Here is a 19,036-nt window from a genome sequence, read left to right as displayed (position 1 = left end):
GGCATGATCTGAAATTGGGCAGTTGAGGTGCAAATGTACTTGGCCGGTTCAGCACGCTTGACTGACATTCGACCCGTGCTAGCTTGATCCTGACCGTTTGGTCAATAATTCAAAAGGGTTCCAAAGATGCCGCTTGACCGCAAGCCCGCCCCGAATGATCTGCGCGCCTTCTGGATGCCATATACCGCGAACCGACAGTTCAAGTCGGCGCCGCGGATGTTGGTGGCATCGAAGGACATGCACTATACTTCTTCGGACGACCGCCAGATCCTGGATGGCACGGCGGGCCTGTGGTGTTGCAACGCCGGCCATTGCCGTCCCCGCATTACCGAAGCGGTGCAGAAACAGGTGGCCGAACTTGATTATGCCCCCGCTTTCCAGATGGGTCACCCCCTAGCCTTCGAAGTCGCCAACCGCATCGTGGACATCGCGCCCGACGGGATGGAGCATGTCTTCTTCTGCAACTCGGGGTCCGAGGCGGTCGATACGGCGCTGAAGATCGCGCTGGCCTATCACCGGGCGCGGGGCGATGCATCGCGCACGCGGCTGATCGGGCGGGAACGTGGTTATCACGGGACCGGATTCGGCGGCATCTCGGTTGGTGGCATCGTCAACAATCGCCGGCATTTCGGTACCCTGCTGGCAGGGGTTGACCACATGCCCCACACGCATCTGCCCGAAAACGTCTTTACCAAGGGCCAGCCCGAACACGGCGCAAACTTGGCCGATGAGCTGGAACGCATCGTCGCGCTGCATGGCGCCGAAACCATCGCCGCCGTCATCGTCGAGCCGATGGCCGGTTCCACCGGTGTCCTGATGCCGCCCAAAGGATACCTGCAACGCCTGCGCGACATCACCCGCAAGCATGGCATCCTGTTGATCTTCGACGAGGTCATCACCGGCTTCGGTCGCTTGGGCAGCCCCTTCGCCGCCCAGCATTTCGATGTCATTCCCGACATGATCACCTGCGCCAAGGGCCTGACCAACGGGGTCATTCCGATGGGCGCGGTGCTGGCGACGGCCCAGATCCACGATGCCTTCATGCAAGGCCCCGAACATATGATCGAGCTGTTCCACGGCTATACCTATTCCGGCAACCCGATCAGCTGCGCGGCCGCCCTTGCGACGCTGGACACCTATGCCGAGGAAGGTCTGCTGATCCGTGCGGCCCAGCTGGAGACATATTGGCAGGATGCGCTGCACAGCCTGCGCGACCATCCCAATGTCATCGATATCCGCAACATGGGCCTGATCGGCGCGGTCGAACTGGCCCCCATTGCCGGTGAACCGGGCAAGCGGGGCTTCGACGCCTTCGTTCGCGCCTTCGAGGCCGGTATTCTGATCCGCGTCACCGGTGACATCATCGCGCTGTCGCCGCCGCTGATCATTTCGACCGCACAGATCGACGAGTTGATCGGCACCCTGGGCGACGTTCTGAAACAGACCGCCTGACCATACAGACTTATCCAGCCGACCCCGCAAAAAGACGGGGCGGCTAGACAGGAAGGACACGACATGACCGTTGCAAGCGGGGTGGTTTCGGCTGCCAATATGAAAATCGACGGCGACCGGCTGTGGGACAGCCTGATGCAGATGGCCAAGGTCGGCCCGGGCATCGCTGGCGGCAACAATCGCCAGACCCTGACGGATGAGGACGCCGAAGGCCGCCGCCTGTTCCAGTCCTGGTGCGAAGATGCCGGCATGACCATGGGTCTGGACCGCATGGGCAACATGTTCATGCGCCATGAAGGTGCCGAACCCGATCTGGACCCCGTCTATATCGGCAGCCATCTGGACACCCAGCCCACGGGCGGAAAATACGACGGGGTGTTGGGCGTGCTGGCAGGGCTGGAGGTGATCCGCTCGATCCGCGATATGGGCCTGCAGACCCGCCGACCCATTGTTGTCGTGAACTGGACAAACGAAGAAGGCGCGCGTTTCGCCCCCGCCATGCTGGCCTCGGGCGTCTTCGCAGGCGTGCTGACCGAAGATTACGCCAACAGCCGTGAAGACGCCGAGGGCAAGACCTTTGGTGCCGAACTGGACCGCATCGGCTGGTGCGGAACCGAGGATGTCGGCAAGCGGCCGATCCATGCGATGTTCGAATACCACATCGAACAGGGCCCGATCTTGGAGGCCGAGGGCAAGGACATCGGCGTCGTCACCCATGGTCAGGGCCTGTGGTGGTTGCAGGTGACGCTGACCGGTAAGGATGCGCATACCGGATCGACCCCCATGAACATGCGGGTGAACGCGGGCCTTGGCATGGCCCGCATCACCGAAGCGGTACACCGGATCGCGATGGATCATCAGCCCGCGGCAGTTGGTGCCGTGGGTCAGGCCAATGTTTACCCCAACAGCCGGAACGTGATCCCCGGCAAGGCGGTCTTTACCATCGACTTCCGCTCACCCGATCTGGAAAAGCTGACCTCGATGCGTTCCAAGTTGGAAACGGAAGCAGCTGATATCGCACGCGACCTTGGGCTTGGCATCGAAATCGAACCGGTGGGCCATTTCGACCCTGTGACCTTCGACCCGACGCTGGTCGCCTCCGTTCGGCAGGCGGCGGAGCGGTTGGGCCACAGCCATATGGATATCATTTCCGGCGCGGGTCATGACGCCTGCTGGATCAACAAGGTCGCGCCGACGGTAATGATCATGTGCCCCTGTGTGGGCGGGCTGTCCCATAATGAGGCCGAAGATATCACGCCCCAATGGGCGGCTGCAGGCGGCGACGTCCTGCTGCATGCGGTTCTGGATGCCGCCGAAATCATCCGCTGAACGGAACATCAAGAAAGGGCTGGCAAGATGAGCACGGTCATCAGGAACGGCACCATCGTCACCGCAGATCTGACCTATAAGTCCGATGTGCTGATCGAGGGCGGAAAGATCGTCGCAATCGGCGATGGTCTGGTTGGCGACAAGACGCTGGACGCCACGGGATGCTATGTCATGCCCGGCGGCATCGACCCGCACACCCATCTGGAAATGCCCTTCATGGGCACCTATTCCGCCGATGATTTCGAAAGCGGCACCCGCGCAGCGCTGGCAGGTGGCACGACGATGGTGGTGGACTTTGCCCTGCCCTCGCCCGGTCAGGGCCTGCTGGACGCACTGCAGATGTGGGACAACAAATCGGGCCGCGCGCATTGCGACTATAGCTATCACATGGCGGTGACGTGGTGGGGCGAACAGGTTTTCGATGAAATGCAGGCGGTCGTCGATCGCGGCATCACCAGCTTCAAGCATTTCATGGCCTACAAAGGCGCCTTGATGGTGAATGACGATGAGCTGTTTGCCTCCTTCCGCCGCGTCGGTGATCTGGGCGGCATCGCCATGGTCCACGCCGAAAACGGCGATGTGGTGGCCGAACTCTCCGCGCGCCTTCTGGCCGAGGGCAATACCGGTCCCGAGGCACATGCCTATTCCCGCCCCCCTCAGGTCGAGGGTGAGGCTACGAACCGCGCGATCATGGTCGCGGATATGGCGGGCGTGCCGCTCTATGTCGTCCATGTCAGCTGCGAGGACAGCCACGAAGCCATCCGCCGCGCCCGCCAACAAGGCAAGCGTGTCTGGGGCGAACCGCTGATCCAGCATCTGACGCTGGATGACAGCGAATATTCCCATCCCGATTGGGACCATGCTGCCCGCCGCGTCATGTCGCCACCCTTCCGCAACAAGCTGCATCAGGACAGCCTCTGGGCCGGATTGCAGTCGGGCAGCCTGTCGGTCGTGGCAACGGATCATTGCGCTTTCACCACCGAACAGAAGCGCTATGGCATCGACGATTTCACCAAGATCCCGAACGGCACGGGCGGGCTGGAAGATCGGATGCCGATGCTGTGGACCCATGGCGTTGAAACCGGACGTTTGACGCCGAATGAATTCGTCGCCGCAACCTCGACCAATATCGCAAAGATCTTGGGGATGTACCCGCGCAAGGGGGCCGTTCTGGTCGGGGCCGATGCCGATCTTGTGGTCTGGGACCCCGCGGCCAGCAAGACGATCAGCGCGGGCAGCCAGCAGTCGGCCATCGACTACAACGTCTTCGAAGGCCAACAGGTCATCGGCCTGCCCCGCTTTACCCTGACCCGCGGCGTCGTTGCCGTGACCGAAGGCAAAGTGGACAGCCGCGAAGGACATGGCGAATTCGTCGCCCGCGAACCCAAGGGCAATGTGAACCGCGCGCTGAGCGCGTGGAAAGAACTGACGGCTCCGCGGCCCATCGCGCGTGGCGGCATTCCTGCAAGCGGGGTCTGAGGGTTGGACGATACTGTCATCAAGGCGCAGGGCGTCGGCTTGACCTTTCAAACTGCCGATGGCCCGATCCACGCGCTGAAGGACGTGGATCTGGACATCAAACGCGGCGAATTCGTCAGCTTTATCGGCCCCTCGGGCTGTGGCAAGACCACCTTTCTGCGCAGCATCGCCGCGCTGGAAACCGTGACGGCGGGGCAGATCAGCGTCAATGGCATGACGCCGGATCAGGCGCGCAAGGCGCGGGCCTATGGCTATGTGTTTCAGGCGCCGGGGCTTTATCCGTGGCGCACGATCAAGGGCAATATTTCTCTGCCGCTGGAAATCATGGGCTTTTCCCGCGAAGAACGTGCCAAACGGATTGCCCATGTCCTTGAACTGGTCGAACTGGACAATTTCGGTGGCAAATACCCCTGGCAGCTGTCGGGCGGTATGAAGCAACGTGCCAGCATTGCGCGTGCTTTGGCGTTCGACGCCGACATCCTGCTGATGGATGAACCCTTCGGCGCCTTGGATGAAATCGTCCGCGACCGCCTGAACGAAGCGCTTCTGACCCTATGGGCTAAAACGCAAAAGACCATCGGCTTTGTGACCCATTCCATCCCCGAGGCGGTCTATCTCTCAACCAAGATCGTCGTCATGTCGCCCCGTCCGGGACGCATCACGCGAGTCATTCACAGCACGCTGCCGCGCGAACGCCCGCTGGAGATCCGCGACACGCCGGAATTCATTGCGCTGGCGCATGAGGTCCGCGAAGGGCTGCGCGAAGGGCACAGCTATGACTAGGGTGTGGCGCGCGGGTGCGCCTGTCCTGACCGTGCTGCTGGTCATCATCGCCATCTGGTATCTGGGTGCGATCCGCATGAACGCGACATGGGAACGCGATCAGGCCGCCCGTGCAGGGGTGGAAATCACCCTGCCCCAGATGATCACGCGTACCCTGACCCAAGACCGCCCCATCCTGCCCGCACCCCATCAGGTTGCGGCGGGTCTTTATGACGGAATTGCTGGTCAGGCCATCACATCGCGCCGCAGTCTGGTCTGGCATGGCTGGGTGACGCTGTCGGCGACCTTGGCAGGCTTTGCCATCGGCACGGGCGCTGGCATCCTGCTGGCGGTTGGTATTGTCCACAGCCGCAGCATGGACCAGTCGGTCATGCCTTGGGCCGTGGCCAGCCAGACCGTGCCCATTCTGGCCATCGCCCCCATGGTGATCGTCGTTTTCGCCAGCGCCGGCATCACCGGTCTGCTGCCCAAGGCGATCATCGCGGCGTGGCTGTCGTTCTTTCCGGTGCTGGTCGGCATGGTCAAGGGCCTGCGCACACCCGACGCCATGCAGCTGGACCAGATGAGGTCCTGGAGCGCCAGCGACAACCAGCAATTCTGGCGTCTGCGCCTGCCATCGTCCCTGCCCTATCTGTTCACCAGTTTGAAGGTCGCCATCGCAGCCGCGCTGGTCGGCACCATTGTCGGCGAATTGCCTGCGGGCGCGACGGCCGGTCTGGGCGCGCGACTGCTGTCGGGCAGCTATTACGGTCAAACCGTGCAGATCTGGTCGGCGCTATTCGCGGCGGCTTTGCTGGCGGCGGGATTGGTGGCCGTTGTCGGCGTGATTGAAAAAGCAACGCTGCGGCGCATGGGGTTGGCACGATGAACGCATTGCCGATCCTTGGTGTCTGGCTGGGCGGTTGGGCGCTGAACATCTGGCTGGCCCGCTTCGACACCCGCCTTAGCCGTACGGCAGTCGCCGTGGTCTTTGGCGCCACGCTGATCATCCTGTGGGAAATGGCGGTCCGGCTTTATGCCATCCCCGCCGTCATCCTGCCCGCCCCCAGCCAGATCGCCCAAAGCTTCGTGGCCAACCGCAGCATCCTCTGGACAGATTTCGTGCAGACCATCCTGCGCGGCGCATTGACGGGCTGGCTGATCGGGGCGCTTGCCGCGATGCTGACCGCCATCGCCATCGACCGCAGCCCGTTCCTGCAACGCGGGCTGCTGCCCATCGGCAATTTCGTGGCCGCCCTGCCCATCGTCGGCATCGCGCCGATCCTGGTCATGTGGTTCGGCTTCGACTGGCAGTCGAAGGCCGCCGTGGTCGTGGTCATGGTGTTCTTCCCGATCTTGGTGAACATGGTCGCGGGGCTGAAAGCCACCGACGCGATGCAGCGCGACCTGATGGCCAGCTGGGCCGCGCCTTATGCGGCGGCGCTGTGGAAGCTGCGCCTGCCTGCGGCGATGCCTTTCCTGTTCAACGGGCTGAAGATCACCACGACGCTGGCGCTGATCGGCGCCATCGTGGCCGAGTTCTTCGGCAGCCCGACGCGAGGCATGGGGTTCCGCATCTCGACCGCCGTGGGACGGCTGGATCTGCCGCTTGTCTGGGCAGAGATCGTCGTGGCGGCGCTGGCCGGAACGCTATTCTATGGACTTGTTGCGCTGATCGAAAAGAAGGTGACGTTCTGGCACCCGTCGCAGCGCAAGTAACGGGGCACGCCCCAGCAACAGGAGAGTTTGAGATATGAAACGACTGATGATCTCGGCGGCAGGACTGGCCTTGATGGCGGGGGTGGTTCAGGCGAACGACCTGACGCTGCAGCTGAAATGGGTGACGCAGGCGCAGTTCGCCGGTTACTATGTCGCGCAGGAAAAGGGCTTCTACGAGGAAGAGGGCCTGAACGTCACCATCAAGCCCGGCGGCCCCGACATTGCGCCGACGCAGGTTCTGGCAGGTGGTGGCGCGGATGTCGTCGTCGAATGGATGCCCGCCGCGCTGGCCGCCCGTGAAAAGGGTCTGCCGCTGGTCAATATCGCGCAGCCTTTCAAATCTTCGGGGATGATGCTGACCTGCCTGAAAGAAAGCGGCATTTCCGATCCCAAGACCGATTTCGCCGGCAAGACGCTTGGCGTCTGGTTTGCGGGCAACGAATATCCGTTCCTGTCGTGGATGAACACGCTTGGCCTGTCGACCGAAGGTGGCGAGGGTGGCGTCACGGTCCTGAAACAGGGCTTCAATGTCGATCCGCTGCTGCAGAAACAGGCCGCCTGCATCAGCACCATGACCTATAACGAATACGGTCAGGTTCTGGACGCGGGCCTGTCCGAGGACGACCTGGTGACCTTCAAATACGAAGATCAGGGCGTCGCCACGCTGGAAGATGGTCTTTATGTGCTGGAAGACACGCTGTCCGATGACGCCAAGGTCGAGGATCTGGCCCAGTTCGTGCGTGCCAGCATGAAGGGCTGGACCTATGCCGCCGAAAACCCCGAGGAAGCCGCCGAGATCGTTCTGGAGAACGACGAGACCGGCGCGCAGACGATGGAACACCAGACCCGCATGATGTCCGAAATTGCCAAGCTGCTGGAGGGGTCGGACGGCACCTTGGCCGAGGCCGATTACCAGCGCACCGTCAACACGCTGCTGTCGGGCGGCTCGGACCCGGTGATTGCCGCCGCGCCCGAAGGTGCCTGGGTGTCAACCGTCACGGATCGCGCCTTCCAGTAAGGACTGCTGCGGGGCCGACCATGCGACGGCCCCGTGCTTGCGCAAGCATGAATACTGCTCCGAAAATGTCCAATTATTGCCGGAATATGTCTATTCCTGCCGGATCAAATCCCCCCTAACATCACCCATAGGTTCGGCCCCTGAGGAGATGCGCCGATCCGATGGGAGGATATCATGATCAATCGACGGCAGATCCTTGCCAGCGGTGCGGCTGCGGTCGCCCTGCCGGCCTATATGCGCAAGGCCTGGGCGCAATCCCCGCAGGTCGAGCTGAAGCTGCACCACTTTCTTGGACCCAAGGCGCCAGCCCATACCAAGATGCTGCAGCCTTGGGCGGACCGCATCCGCGAACAATCCGAAGGCCGCATCAACATCGAGCTGTATCCCGCCATGTCGCTTGGCGGCGCGCCCCCGCAGCTGTTCCGCCAGGTGGCAGAAGGCGTCGTTGACATCATCTGGACGGTGAACGGCTATACGCCGGGCCTGTTTCCGCGCGCCGAGGTCTTTGAACTGCCGACGATCTATACCAACGATCTGGCCGCTGCCAATCTGGCCATGCGCGACGTCTTCGACGACCATCTGGCCGCGGATTTCGCCGATGTGCATGTGCTGTTCCTGCATGTTCACGCAGGTCAGGCCATCCAGATGGCGCAGAAGATGGTCCGCAGTCCGGATGATACCAAGGGCCTGAAGCTGCGCGTTCCCGGCCCCACGGGCAATGCCGTGGTCGAGGCGATGGGCGCCACCCCCGTAACCATGCCCGTTCCCGATCTGCCGCAGGCGCTTGGCACCAATGCCGTCGACGGCGCCCTGATCCCGTGGGAGATCATCCCCCCGCTGCAGCTGTTCGAATCGACGCAGTACCAGATCGAGGGACCGGACCGGAACCGCTTTGGCACCACGACTTTCCAGGTGTCGATGAACAAGGCCCGGTGGGACGGCATGGACCCCGAACTGCAGCAGATCTTTACCGACAACAGCGGCGAGGATTGGCTGCGCGAGGTGGCCGAGGTCTGGCGTGCTGCCGATGATTTCGGCATCCAGATGGCCGTGGACAATGGCAACGAACATGTCGTCCTGACCCAAGCGGAAATGGATGCCTTCAATCAGGTGCTGGCCCCCGTGGTCGATGATTGGACCGCCGCGCAATCGGGCTTTGATGCCGCCGCATTGGTCGCTGCCGCCCGTCAGGCCATGTCGGACCGGCAATCTTGACCATGTCACCCGACACGAATGTCCCCCGCGGGCTGATCTTCCGGATCACCCGCGGATGGGCGCTGCTGGGGGGCGTGCTGACCATGGGGCTGGCGCTGATGACGGCGGGCAGCGCGGTCTCGAACCTGCTGACGGGCCGCCCCTTCGCCGCCGATTACGAGCTGGTCAAGCATGTCATCGCCATCGCGATCTTCATGTTCCTGCCCTATTGCCAGATCACCGGGGCGAACGTCTCGGTCGATATCTTCACCGTGCGTATGGGCGCCCGCAAGAAGGCCGCAATGGCGCTGCTGTCGTCGTTGCTGGCGCTGGCCTTCGCGTTGCTGATGCTGGTCCAGATGTATGGCGGGTTGCAAAGCTATCTGAAATACCGCGAGGTCACGCCAGTGCTGAAGCTGCCGCTCTGGACGGCCTTTCCGCCGATCCTGATGTCGCTGGCCCTGCTGGCGCTGGCGGCCTGTGCGACGCTGATGGTGCAGTTGCGACAGGTGACATCGCCGGCTGACGACGGGGTGGATGCATGATCGACAATTTTCTGATCGGCATCGCCGGGCTGGTCGCCCTGCTGGGGCTGATCGCGATCCGGGTGCCCATCGCCTATACGATGATCCTGATCGGCTTTACGGGCATCTGCCTGCAGTCGGGACCCTCCATCATCCTGAACCAGTTGAAGGATCTGGCCTACGCGCAATTCTCGAACTACGACCTCTCGGTCCTGCCGATGTTCATCCTGATGGGCGGGCTGGCGGCGCGCTGCGGGTTGTCGGCGGATATCTTCCGGGGCGCAAATGCCTGGCTGGGTCGGTTCCAGGGCGGCGTCGCCATGGCATCCATCGCGGCCTGCGCGGGCTTCGGGGCGGTCTGCGGGTCATCGACCGCGACGGCCTCGACCATGGGTCAGGTCGCCATCCCCGAGCTGCGGAAATACCGCTACAGCGGTGCGCTGGCGACCGGCTGCATCGCAGCGGGCGGTACGCTTGGCATCCTGATCCCGCCATCGGTCGTGCTGATCGTCTATGCCATCATCGTCGAGGTGAACATCGTCACCATGTTCGCCGCTGCCCTGATCCCGGGCATTCTGGCGACCCTGATGTTCATCGCGACCATCGCGCTTTACGTGCGCTTCGTGCCGGGGTCCGGTCCCAAGGCACAGCCGGTGGGACGGTCCGATCTGATCGCGGCAAGCATCGCCATGCTGCCGGTGCTGGTGATCTTCGGCGTGGTCATCGGCGGCATCTATGCGGGCATCTACAGCCCGACGGCGGCGGCAGCGATCGGGGTGGTCATGGTCGTCATCTACGGCGTGGCGCGCGGCAGGCTGGGTCTGACCGACATGGTCGAGGCCATGCTGGAGACCGCGCGCAACAGCGGCATGATCTTCCTGATCGTCTTCGGGGCGGAACTGCTCAAGATATTCATGTCGCGCGCGGGCGTTCCGCAGGCGGCGGCCGATCTGTTGCAGAACAGCGGGCTGGCACCGATGACCATTATGGTGCTGATCATCGTCACCTTCCTGGTCCTGGGCTGCCTGATGGACAGCCTGTCGATGGTGATCCTGGCCATCCCCTTCTTCTGGCCCGTCGTCGCAGGCTTGGACTATGGGCTGACGCCGGATGAGACCAAGCTGTGGTTCGGCATCATCATTCTGGTGGTGGTGGAACTGGGGCTGATCACGCCACCCGTCGGGCTGAACGTCTTCATCATCAATGCCGTCGCCCGCGACGTGCCCATGCGCGAAACCTTCCGCGGCGTGATGCCCTTCTTCGGGTCCGAGATCCTGCGCATCGTCCTGCTGGTCCTGTTCCCCGCCATCGCGCTCTACCTGCCACGCCTGCTGCAATGAGGCTGCCATGACCGAACCAATGACCATGACCGCCGGCGGTGCCCTGCTGGCGCGGCTGAAACGCATCGGCGTCGATTACATCTTCGCCAATTCCGGCACCGATTTCCCGCCCATCATCGAAGGCCTGGCCGAGGCCTCCGCCAAGAACATCGATCTGCCGCAGGCTATCGTCATTCCCCATGAAGGCGCAGCGATGGCCATGGCGCATGGGTATTATCTGGCGACGGGTCGGTCGCAGGCGGTGATGGCGCATACCAACGTGGGGCTGGCCAATTGCGCCATCGGGGCGATCAACGCCGCGGTGGAACATGTGCCGGTCCTGCTGTTTTCGGGGCGGACACCCACCACCGAACAGGGCAGGCTCGGCGCGCGCACGGTGCCCATCGGCTGGGGGCAAGAAATGCGCGATCAGACCGCCCTGGTGCGCGAGGCCAGCAAATGGGACTATGAACTGCGCTTTCCCGAACAGGTGACCGAGGTCGCCGACCGTGCCTGGGCCATCGCCAATTCGACTCCGCGCGGCCCGGTCTATGTCAGCCTGCCGCGCGAGGTTCTGTGCGAAACTGCCCCCGCCGACGGCCTTGACATCCCGCTACTGATGCAGCCGGCAATCTCGCATGCCAGTACCGATCAGATCGATCAGGCGGCCCGCATCCTTGCCAACGCCCGCAATCCTGTCATTTTTGCCCAGCATGGCGCAGGCAGCGCCGAGGCTTTTGCTGCGCTGTCGGACCTGGCGCTGGAATGGGGCATTCCCGTCTGTCAGTACTGGGCGGTCGGTCTGGCCATTCCCACCGATCATCCGATGGCCGCCGGTCCTGACCCTGCGCCCCTGCTGGCCGAGGCTGACGCGATCCTGTTGCTGGACGCGCTGGCACCTTGGGCACCCGACATTCACAAACCGGACGCGGCGTGCCAGATCATCCAGATGGGCCAGGACCCCTTGGCCATGCGGGTGCCGATCAGGAACTTCCGCTCGGACCTGTCGATTGCCTGCGATACCGCCGATGGTATTCTGGCGCTGAAAGCGGCGATGGACGCGCATCGTCCTGCCGATCAGGCCGACCGCGTGGAACGGATCACCCGGCGCAATGCCGATGCCCGGTCGCAGGTTCTGGACCGTGCCGGTGCGGGTGGCACGGGCGCGATGACCAAGGAATATGTCAGCCTGTGTCTATCGCGGGCGATTCAGGGGCAAGGTGCGTCGATCCTGTCGGAACTGGGATGCCCGATGGCCCCGATGGCGCTGGACCACCATCAGGCGTGGTTTCAGGAACCGCATGCGGGGGGCTTGGGCTGGTCGTTTCCGGCGGCATTGGGGATGCAGCTGGCCGATCGTGACAGGCTGATCGTGGCGACCATGGGCGACGGGTCCTATATGTTCTCGAACCCGGTCGCCTGTCACCAGATCGCCGAGGCGCTTCAGCTGCCTCTGTTGCTGGTCATCGTGAACAATGCCGAATGGGGCGCGGTGCGGCAGTCGGTGCTGGGCATCTATCCAGATGGCTATGCGGCCCGCACCAACAGCATGCCCCTGACGCAGCTGTCACCTGTGCCGGACTTCACGCAGGTGGCCAAGGCCAGCCGCGCTTGGGCCCGCAGCGTTCAGGATGGCGCCGATCTGCCCGCCGCGATCACGGCGGCGCTGGACCACATCCGCACGAACCGCAGCCTTGCGCTGCTGGACGTGCGGGTGCGGCCCGCCTAGGCGATCAGATCGGATAATGCAGCGGTCCGTCCTGAATGGTGATCCACCGTGTTTCGGTGAACTCCTGGATGGCCGACTGCCCCCCGAAACGACCATATCCGGATGCTTTTGTCCCGCCAAAGGGCATCTGCGCCTCATCGTGGACGGTCGGGCCGTTGATGTGGCAAATGCCGGATTCGATACGCCGCGCGACCGACATCGCGCGCATGGTATCGCGCCCGAAGACCGCCGCCGACAGGCCGTATTCCGTGTCATTGGCCACCTGAACGGCCTCGTCGATGCTTGAAACACGGACGATCGTCACCACGGGGCCGAAGGATTCCTCGGAGTAGATGCGCATGGCCGGGGTCACATGATCCAGCGCGATGGCCGAGATCAACGTGCCATCGTGATCACCGCCCGCGACCATCTTGGCGCCCTTGGCAAGCGCGTCCTTGACTAGATCCTGAATGCGCCGCGCCGCCGTGGCATCGACGACGCTGCCCAAGGGGGCCTTGCCCTCGGTCGGATCGCCGGCGGTCAGCGTCCGGACCTTGATTGCCAGCGCCTCGACGAAATCATCGGCCAGGCTGTCATCGACGACCAGCCGCTCGGTCGCCATACAGATCTGACCCTGGTTCATATAGGCGCCAAAGGCTGCGGCGGCGACGGCGGCATCGATGTCGGCATCATCCAGCACCACCATCGGGGCCTTGCCGCCCAGCTCCAGCAGCGCGGGCTTCAGGTGCCGGCCCGCCAGTTCCGAGATGATCCTGCCGACGCGGGTCGAGCCGGTGAAATTCACGCGCCGCACGGCAGGCTGGGCGATCAGCGCCTCGACGATGTCGGGGGCGTCCTCGGGGGCGTTGGAAATGGCGTTCAGCACACCAGCGGGCAATCCGGCCTCGTTCAGGGTGTTGACGATCAGGCGATGGGTGCGCGGGCAGATCTCGGATGTTTTCATCACCACGGTGTTCCCGCAGGCCAAGGGCATCGCGATCGACCGCACCCCGAGGATCACCGGCGCGTTCCACGGGGCCATCGACAACACCACACCCGCGGCCTGCCGGACGGCCATCGCCATCGTGCCGGGGCGGTTCGAGGGGATGATCTGCCCCGTGATCTGGGTGGTCATCCCGCCCGCCTCGCGCAGCATGTCGGCGGCCAGCGTGACGTTGAAACCGGCCCAGCCTGCCGTCGCGCCGATTTCGGAGGCCATGGCATCGACGAAATCTGGCATTTTCTCCATCAGGATGTCGGCGGCCTTCAGCAGCACCGTCCGCCGCGCCTTGGGCGAGCTTTGCGACCATTCGGGAAATGCGGCGGCGGCAGCATCGACGGCACTGATGGCATCCTCGACACTGGCGGCCGAGGCGCGCGTCGCCGGCTGGTTGGTCAATGGGTTCAGGCGCTCGAACGTGGCGCCGTCGGTGGCGACGATGTCCTTGCCGCCGATCATCAGTCCAAGTGTTTCCACAGTCAAAGCTCCTTCGTCAAATCCTGAACATCCGCACCCAGAAAGGCGCTGCGGACCTGGGGGTCATTCGCCAGACTGTCAGCGGGACCCTGCCCCACGATCCGTCCGGCTTCCAGCAGATAGCCGCGATCCGCGATCGACAGGCTGATCCGCACGTTCTGTTCCACGATCAGCAGGGCAACCCCCGCATCGCCGATCCGGGCCAGGGCCGCGAACAATTCGCCGACCAGCACGGGGGCAAGGCCAAGGCTGGGTTCGTCCAGCATCAGCAGGCGCGGCTGCGACATCAGCGCCCGCCCGATGGCGACCATCTGCTGTTCACCGCCCGACATGGTGCGCACGGCCTGTCGGTGGCGCTCGGCCAGACGGGGAAAGAGGTCCAGCACCAGATCGCGGCTGCGCGCCTGATCCGCCCGCGCCCGTCGGGGGTTGGCCCCCAGCAACAGGTTTTCGGCTACCGTCAGTTCGCCAAAGATGCCGCGGCCTTCGGGGACGACGGCGATGCCGGTTTCGACCACCTGATGGGGCGGGATGCGGGTCAGGTCGCGCCCCTCCATCGTGATGACGGCACCGGGCTGCGGCGTCACCAGTCCGGCGACGGATTTTATCAGCGTCGATTTTCCCGCCCCGTTGGCCCCCAGCACGACCACGACCTCGGATGGCGTCATCGACATGGCAACATCCTGCAGGGCGGCGTGCTTGCCATAGCTGACGTTCAGGTTGCGCAACTCAAACATCGGCAGTCCCCAGATAGGCCCGTACCACCGCAGGATCGGCCAGAACCGAGGCCGTGTCCCCATCCGCAATCAGTTTCCCCGCATTCATGACCACGCATCGGGTGCAGATCGCCCGCACGGCCTGCATGACATGTTCCACCAGCAGCACGGTCATACCCATGTCCCGCAGCCCCGCAATCAGGTCGATGCCGATGCGCAATTCTGAGGGGTTCAGCCCCGCAAGCCATTCGTCCAGCAGCAGCAGCCGCGGCTTGGCCGCCAAGGCGCGGGCCAGTTCGACCCGTTTCTGATCGATATAGGTCAGACTGCCGACCGGCATGGCGCCCCGCCCCTGCAGACCCACGGTGGCCAACAGCGTGTCGGCCTCGGACCGTGCTGCCTGCCCCCACAGCCGGTCCTGCCGGAAGGCAAGGGCCGCCACCACGTTGTCGCGCGCATCCAGCGACGGCAGCACCTTGACCAGTTGGAAGGTCCGCGCCACACCGCGTCGCGCGATCCGGTGCGGCGACAGGCCGGTGATGTCCTGACCGTCCAGAACGATCCGACCCCCACTGGGCCGGATCGCCCCCGAGATCATGTTCATCATCGTCGTCTTGCCCGACCCGTTCAGACCCAGCAGCGCCATGGCCTGCCCCCGCGGCACGTCGAACGACAGATCGTCCACCGCCGTCAGCCCGCCGAAACGCTTGGTGATGCCCTGAACCTGCAGCATCGTGGTCATGTCGCCCCCTTTTCGCCGCGCGACCGGAACAACCCGGCCACGCCCTGCGGCAGCAGGAAGACGATCACGATGAACAGCACCCCCAGCAGGATCGAGTAGTGGTTCGGAAAATTGGCCGACAGCCATTCGAACAGCAGGAACAGGGGGATCGCGCCAAGCGTCGGTCCCCACAACCGCGTCGCCCCGCCGAACAGCGCCATGATCAGCGCCATGAAGGATACGGTCGGGTTGAAGACGATGGCAGGCTCGACATAGGTCCAGCGCGGCGACTGGATCGCCCCGACCAGCGTCATGATGCCCGCGCTGACGACAAAGAGGACGATCTTGGTGCGCGCGATGTCGATGCCGATATGGCTGGCCACGACCTCATCGTCGGCGATCACCTTCAGGGCCAGCCCAAGGCGGCTGCGTTGCACCCACCACGTCAGCAACAGCGTGGCCGTCGCCAGCGCCAACAGCTGCCAATAGATGTGCTGCGGACCGAACGGCAGGAAGATATAGCGGCCAAGGGTGCCGTTCACGGTCGTTTCATACCATGTGACCAGCTGTCGGATCAGCTCGGCCAAGCCGAATGAGAAGATGACGAAATAGACCCCAGCCAGCCGCAGCGTCGCCAGCCCCACCAGCAGCGCGACCCCCATGCCGATGATCAGCGCCACCAGCAGGACCAGCGGATAAGGCAGCGCCTCGCTGAGGACGGCGACGGTATAGGCGCCGATCCCGAAGAAGGCGACGGTCGCCAGCGACACATAACCCGTGCGCCCCGAGAACAGCCCCCAAGCCGAGGCCAGAGTGACATAGCCCGCCATCCCGATCAGCAGGCCCAGCCAGTATGGACCCACCCAGAAGGGGGCCGCCGCCAAAAGCGCCAGAACCAGCACGGCCAGCGGGAAACCCAATGCGGACCTCATGTCCGGGCCCTTCCGAACAATCCCGCAGGGCGCCACAGCAGGATGGCCAGAAAGATCATATAGACCGACGCCATCGTCAGGCCCGGGCTGACATATGTGGCGACCGCGGTTTCCGACAGTCCAAGGATCAGCCCGGCACAAAGCGCTCCGGCAAGGTTGCCCACGCCACCCATGATCACGACGATCAGCGCCTTCATGGTAAAGACCACCCCCGAGGCCGCCGTGAAGGTCTGGTACATCGAGACGACCACGCCTCCGCATGCCGCCAGCGCGCCGCCCAAGGCGAAGGCAAAGCGTGCGGCCCGATGCGGATCGATCCCGACCAGAGGCGCCGCAGCCGGGTTGACCGCCACTGCACGCAGGGCCGTGCCCCACCGGCTGCGCGTCAGCGCCAGATACAGCCCCGCCCCGATCGCCAGCGCCAGTCCAAGCGCCAGCAGCCGGTTCGCCGCCACCTTGACGCCCAGGACATCGACCCCGAACCCAAGGTAGTTGTAGCTGACGTAATTGCCGCCAAAGCCGACCAGCATGACGCCCTGAATGACGAACAGTAGGCCGAATGTGGCCAGGATCGAATTGATTTCGAGCGTGGCGGTATTCGCCGAACGCGCGACCAGCGGTGCCAGCAGAATGCCATAGATCAGCCACCCAAGGGCAAAACCTGCCGGCGCGATGATCGCCAGCCCCAGCAGCGGGCTGACCCCAAGTCGATCCTGAACCAGATAGGCGGCGAATGCGGCCGCGATGACGGTTTCGCCATAGGCCAAGTTCATAGTGCGGGCGATGCCGTATTGGATCGTCAGCCCCATCGCCACCAGCGCATAGGTTCCGCCCAGGACCAGCCCTGCGATGACAGTGGTCAGCAGCATGCGATTACTGGCCTTGCCAAGCGGGCTTGGGCAACATGGCACTGCCTGCGCCGTCGCGATCGGCAGGCGCGATGGCCACGAATTTGCCGTCCTGCCATTGGCCAGTCAGCCACAGATCGCGCAGCTGGTTGTCCTGCAGCGTCACCTGCCCCATGGCGGTATCGAAGGTGCCGGTCGAAAGCTCTTCGGCGACGGCATCGCGGTCCAGACCTCGGCGCCTGATCGCCTCCTGCAGCATCTGCAGGCTGGAATAGGTCACCACGGACGCCCAGAGGTCCGGGGCCTGCCCCGTCACCTGCTGGTGGCGTTCGCGATACTCGATGTTCTGTTCGTTGCCGTAATCGATGCCCCCAAGGCTGAGGATCCCTTCGGCGTTTTCACCGTTTGCCGCCTGGAACGCGGGAAAGCTGGTGCCGACGCCAAGATACGTCAGCTTGGGATTGAAGCCCGCGACCTGGGCCTGCTGCGTCAGGGCAAAGGTTTCGGGCGGATAGGAGAATGCCACGAAGCTGTCCGCGCCACTGGCGGCAGCCTCGTTGATGATCGAGGTGAAATCCGTGGTCCCGGCGGGATAGGTGATGTCATAGACGACCTCCAGCCCGGCATCGGACATTGCGGGTCGGGCGGCGGTCACCAGATCGATGCCGAAGCCATCCGCGACCGAGATCATCGCCACCTTGTCGTTGATCGTGCCATCGGCCGAAGCGCCCGACACCACCTGCGCCAGCGATCCGGCGTAATCATGCCCGCCGCCCAGCATCCAATAGCTTTTGGTCCAACGCTTGACGAAATCGGGCGCCTTGTCGGTTACCGCCGATACCGCCAGCTGGGGATAGCCATAGCGGTCGTAAAGCGGCGCGACGGCCAGATTGAAGCCCGTCCCCCAGGGCGGCAGGATGAAATCGACCTTGTCCTGAGTGGCCAGGCGTTCGGTGGCACGGACCACCTCCTCGGCCGAGGACCGGTCGTCATATTCGATGACCTCCAGCGGCAGCCGGGTCCCGTCCGGCATCTCCAACCCGCCAGCCGCCTGAACATCGGCGACCCAAAGCTGATAGTTCGGGGTGGTGGTCATCCCTGCCCCGCCCGCATTCACGCCGGTCTTGGACACCGCATAGCCGATGGTGACGGTGTCGCGATCCTGCGCAAGGGTGGCAATGGGCGCCGCGCCGGCCACAAGGGCCACCGAAATGCACAGATGGCGCAAAAGCTGCCTGCGGGTTGCCGTGGTCATCGAAAATCCTCCCATGAAAATACACGCTGGACGGACAAGCGCCCGGCCGCTGAACCGTCGAAACCCCTCCTCGGTGCAACGGTCTTTCCACGACGCTAGAAGCTTACCATCACGAACTGAATAGACATTTTCAGCGTTTTTTGGGACTTTTCACTGGCGTCCGCAAGTCGGGAAACCACCCAAATGGAACGAAAAATGGCGACCCTTACGGGCCGCCATGATGCAGAACGTCGATGTCGGAACGGTCAGTGGGTCCAGGGCGCGCGCCGGTCGGTGGCGAAATTCTCACCATATCCACGCGGGCGGATATTCGCGGCGCGTTTCTGCGGTTGCTGGACGACGAAGTCATGGCCGTGTTCGCGGGCGTAATCTTCCGCCTGCTTGCAGGTGTCGAAACGCAGGCGAACCTGGCTTTGGGTGTCACCGCTGCTGGTCCAACCCATCAGGGGATCAACCTCACGCGTATCGGCGGGCGGAAATTCCAGCACCCAGCCTTTGGTCTTTGCCGTACCCGACTGCATGGCATTGCGGGCAGGTTGATAGATACGCACGAGCATTTCGGATATTCCTCGACCAGATGTGG

General features: G+C 63.7%; 18 protein-coding genes. 11 read left to right on the top strand and 7 right to left on the bottom strand.

All coding sequences use genetic code 11. The features are described from left to right. The first annotated feature begins 126 nt into the window (after positions 1 to 126). The 11 genes from SJY40_RS05840 (at position 127) to SJY40_RS05790 (ending at position 12,525) form a co-directional block, all read left to right on the top strand. Positions 127 to 1,452 (top strand): aspartate aminotransferase family protein, encoded by a 1,326-nt coding sequence (locus SJY40_RS05840; protein WP_378943753.1) that lies wholly within the window; start codon positions 127 to 129, stop codon positions 1,450 to 1,452. Between the two features lie 63 nt (positions 1,453 to 1,515). After that, a complete protein-coding gene (locus tag SJY40_RS05835; protein WP_378943751.1) occupies positions 1,516 to 2,781 on the top strand; it encodes a Zn-dependent hydrolase in 1,266 nt (421 codons plus the stop codon). Positions 2,782 to 2,808: 27 nt separating this feature from the next. After that, positions 2,809 to 4,260, top strand: a complete 1,452-nt coding sequence (gene hydA, locus SJY40_RS05830; protein WP_378943749.1) for a dihydropyrimidinase — start codon at positions 2,809 to 2,811, stop codon at positions 4,258 to 4,260. 3 nt (positions 4,261 to 4,263) lie between these two features. Beyond that, positions 4,264 to 5,043 carry an ABC transporter ATP-binding protein gene (locus SJY40_RS05825; RefSeq protein ID WP_378943747.1) on the top strand — a complete coding sequence of 260 codons (780 nt, stop codon included), beginning with the start codon at positions 4,264 to 4,266 and terminating at the stop codon, positions 5,041 to 5,043. After that, the gene (locus SJY40_RS05820; RefSeq protein WP_378943745.1) at positions 5,036 to 5,911 is read left to right on the top strand and encodes an ABC transporter permease; all 876 of its coding nucleotides are present in this window, start codon (positions 5,036 to 5,038) and stop codon (positions 5,909 to 5,911) included. The genes SJY40_RS05825 and SJY40_RS05820 overlap by 8 nt, the downstream gene beginning before the upstream one ends. After that, on the top strand, positions 5,908 to 6,741 hold the full coding sequence (locus tag SJY40_RS05815; protein WP_378943743.1) for an ABC transporter permease: 834 nt from the start codon (positions 5,908 to 5,910) through the stop codon (positions 6,739 to 6,741). Before SJY40_RS05820 ends, SJY40_RS05815 begins: the two co-directional genes overlap by 4 nt. 34 nt (positions 6,742 to 6,775) lie before the next feature. Further along, on the top strand, positions 6,776 to 7,759 hold the full coding sequence (locus SJY40_RS05810; RefSeq protein WP_378943741.1) for an ABC transporter substrate-binding protein: 984 nt from the start codon (positions 6,776 to 6,778) through the stop codon (positions 7,757 to 7,759). A 174-nt stretch (positions 7,760 to 7,933) separates the two neighbouring features. Beyond that, the gene (locus SJY40_RS05805) at positions 7,934 to 8,974 is read left to right on the top strand and encodes a TRAP transporter substrate-binding protein (RefSeq protein WP_378943739.1); all 1,041 of its coding nucleotides are present in this window, start codon (positions 7,934 to 7,936) and stop codon (positions 8,972 to 8,974) included. Positions 8,975 to 8,976: 2 nt separating this feature from the next. Further along, positions 8,977 to 9,498 (top strand): TRAP transporter small permease, encoded by a 522-nt coding sequence (locus SJY40_RS05800; RefSeq protein ID WP_378948292.1) that lies wholly within the window; start codon positions 8,977 to 8,979, stop codon positions 9,496 to 9,498. After that, the gene (locus SJY40_RS05795; protein WP_378943737.1) at positions 9,495 to 10,817 is read left to right on the top strand and encodes a TRAP transporter large permease; all 1,323 of its coding nucleotides are present in this window, start codon (positions 9,495 to 9,497) and stop codon (positions 10,815 to 10,817) included. Before SJY40_RS05800 ends, SJY40_RS05795 begins: the two co-directional genes overlap by 4 nt. Positions 10,818 to 10,824: 7 nt before the next feature. Beyond that, positions 10,825 to 12,525: a thiamine pyrophosphate-requiring protein gene (locus tag SJY40_RS05790; RefSeq protein ID WP_378943735.1), complete on the top strand. Its 1,701-nt coding sequence runs from the start codon at positions 10,825 to 10,827 to the stop codon at positions 12,523 to 12,525. 4 nt (positions 12,526 to 12,529) lie between these two features. Here SJY40_RS05790 and SJY40_RS05785 read toward each other — a convergent pair whose 3' ends face one another. From SJY40_RS05785 to SJY40_RS05755, 7 genes are all read right to left on the bottom strand, one after another. Then, entirely contained in the window at positions 12,530 to 13,981 is a 1,452-nt protein-coding gene (locus tag SJY40_RS05785) for an aldehyde dehydrogenase (protein WP_378943733.1), read from the bottom strand. Between the two features lie 2 nt (positions 13,982 to 13,983). After that, on the bottom strand, positions 13,984 to 14,718 hold the full coding sequence (locus SJY40_RS05780; protein ID WP_378943731.1) for an ABC transporter ATP-binding protein: 735 nt from the start codon (positions 14,716 to 14,718) through the stop codon (positions 13,984 to 13,986). Next, positions 14,711 to 15,439: an ABC transporter ATP-binding protein gene (locus tag SJY40_RS05775; RefSeq protein ID WP_378943729.1), complete on the bottom strand. Its 729-nt coding sequence runs from the start codon at positions 15,437 to 15,439 to the stop codon at positions 14,711 to 14,713. The genes SJY40_RS05780 and SJY40_RS05775 overlap by 8 nt, the downstream gene beginning before the upstream one ends. Then, positions 15,436 to 16,350: a branched-chain amino acid ABC transporter permease gene (locus SJY40_RS05770; RefSeq protein WP_378943727.1), complete on the bottom strand. Its 915-nt coding sequence runs from the start codon at positions 16,348 to 16,350 to the stop codon at positions 15,436 to 15,438. The genes SJY40_RS05775 and SJY40_RS05770 overlap by 4 nt, the downstream gene beginning before the upstream one ends. Continuing rightward, entirely contained in the window at positions 16,347 to 17,219 is an 873-nt protein-coding gene (locus SJY40_RS05765) for a branched-chain amino acid ABC transporter permease (RefSeq protein WP_378943725.1), read from the bottom strand. The genes SJY40_RS05770 and SJY40_RS05765 overlap by 4 nt, the downstream gene beginning before the upstream one ends. A 4-nt stretch (positions 17,220 to 17,223) precedes the next feature. Further along, on the bottom strand, positions 17,224 to 18,453 hold the full coding sequence (locus tag SJY40_RS05760; RefSeq protein ID WP_378943723.1) for an amino acid ABC transporter substrate-binding protein: 1,230 nt from the start codon (positions 18,451 to 18,453) through the stop codon (positions 17,224 to 17,226). A 245-nt stretch (positions 18,454 to 18,698) separates the two neighbouring features. Continuing rightward, positions 18,699 to 19,010 (bottom strand): ETC complex I subunit, encoded by a 312-nt coding sequence (locus SJY40_RS05755; RefSeq protein WP_378943721.1) that lies wholly within the window; start codon positions 19,008 to 19,010, stop codon positions 18,699 to 18,701. Between the last annotated feature and the right edge of the window lie 26 nt (positions 19,011 to 19,036).

It is taken from the genome of Paracoccus sp. R86501 (genome assembly GCF_042466435.1).
Taxonomy (GTDB): domain Bacteria; phylum Pseudomonadota; class Alphaproteobacteria; order Rhodobacterales; family Rhodobacteraceae; genus Paracoccus.
Note: the sequence above shows the minus strand (reverse complement) of the source record. Positions and strands in the feature narration are given on the sequence as shown.

Bases quoted from the DNA above. Each gene is read 5' to 3' on its own strand.
- SJY40_RS05800 (WP_378948292.1), top strand. From the start codon at position 8,977: ATGTCACCCGACACGAATGTCCCCCGCGGGCTGATCTTCCGGATCACC.
- SJY40_RS05755 (WP_378943721.1), bottom strand. From the start codon at position 19,010: ATGCTCGTGCGTATCTATCAACCTGCCCGCAATGCCATGCAGTCGGGT.
- SJY40_RS05775 (WP_378943729.1), bottom strand. From the start codon at position 15,439: ATGACCACGATGCTGCAGGTTCAGGGCATCACCAAGCGTTTCGGCGGG.
- SJY40_RS05835 (WP_378943751.1), top strand. From the start codon at position 1,516: ATGACCGTTGCAAGCGGGGTGGTTTCGGCTGCCAATATGAAAATCGAC.
- SJY40_RS05765 (WP_378943725.1), bottom strand. From the start codon at position 17,219: ATGCTGCTGACCACTGTCATCGCAGGGCTGGTCCTGGGCGGAACCTAT.
- SJY40_RS05810 (WP_378943741.1), top strand. From the start codon at position 6,776: ATGAAACGACTGATGATCTCGGCGGCAGGACTGGCCTTGATGGCGGGG.
- SJY40_RS05815 (WP_378943743.1), top strand. From the start codon at position 5,908: ATGAACGCATTGCCGATCCTTGGTGTCTGGCTGGGCGGTTGGGCGCTG.
- SJY40_RS05820 (WP_378943745.1), top strand. From the start codon at position 5,036: ATGACTAGGGTGTGGCGCGCGGGTGCGCCTGTCCTGACCGTGCTGCTG.
- SJY40_RS05780 (WP_378943731.1), bottom strand. From the start codon at position 14,718: ATGTTTGAGTTGCGCAACCTGAACGTCAGCTATGGCAAGCACGCCGCC.
- SJY40_RS05790 (WP_378943735.1), top strand. From the start codon at position 10,825: ATGACCGAACCAATGACCATGACCGCCGGCGGTGCCCTGCTGGCGCGG.
- SJY40_RS05760 (WP_378943723.1), bottom strand. From the start codon at position 18,453: ATGACCACGGCAACCCGCAGGCAGCTTTTGCGCCATCTGTGCATTTCG.
- SJY40_RS05795 (WP_378943737.1), top strand. From the start codon at position 9,495: ATGATCGACAATTTTCTGATCGGCATCGCCGGGCTGGTCGCCCTGCTG.
- hydA (WP_378943749.1), top strand. From the start codon at position 2,809: ATGAGCACGGTCATCAGGAACGGCACCATCGTCACCGCAGATCTGACC.
- SJY40_RS05805 (WP_378943739.1), top strand. From the start codon at position 7,934: ATGATCAATCGACGGCAGATCCTTGCCAGCGGTGCGGCTGCGGTCGCC.
- SJY40_RS05770 (WP_378943727.1), bottom strand. From the start codon at position 16,350: ATGAGGTCCGCATTGGGTTTCCCGCTGGCCGTGCTGGTTCTGGCGCTT.
- SJY40_RS05840 (WP_378943753.1), top strand. From the start codon at position 127: ATGCCGCTTGACCGCAAGCCCGCCCCGAATGATCTGCGCGCCTTCTGG.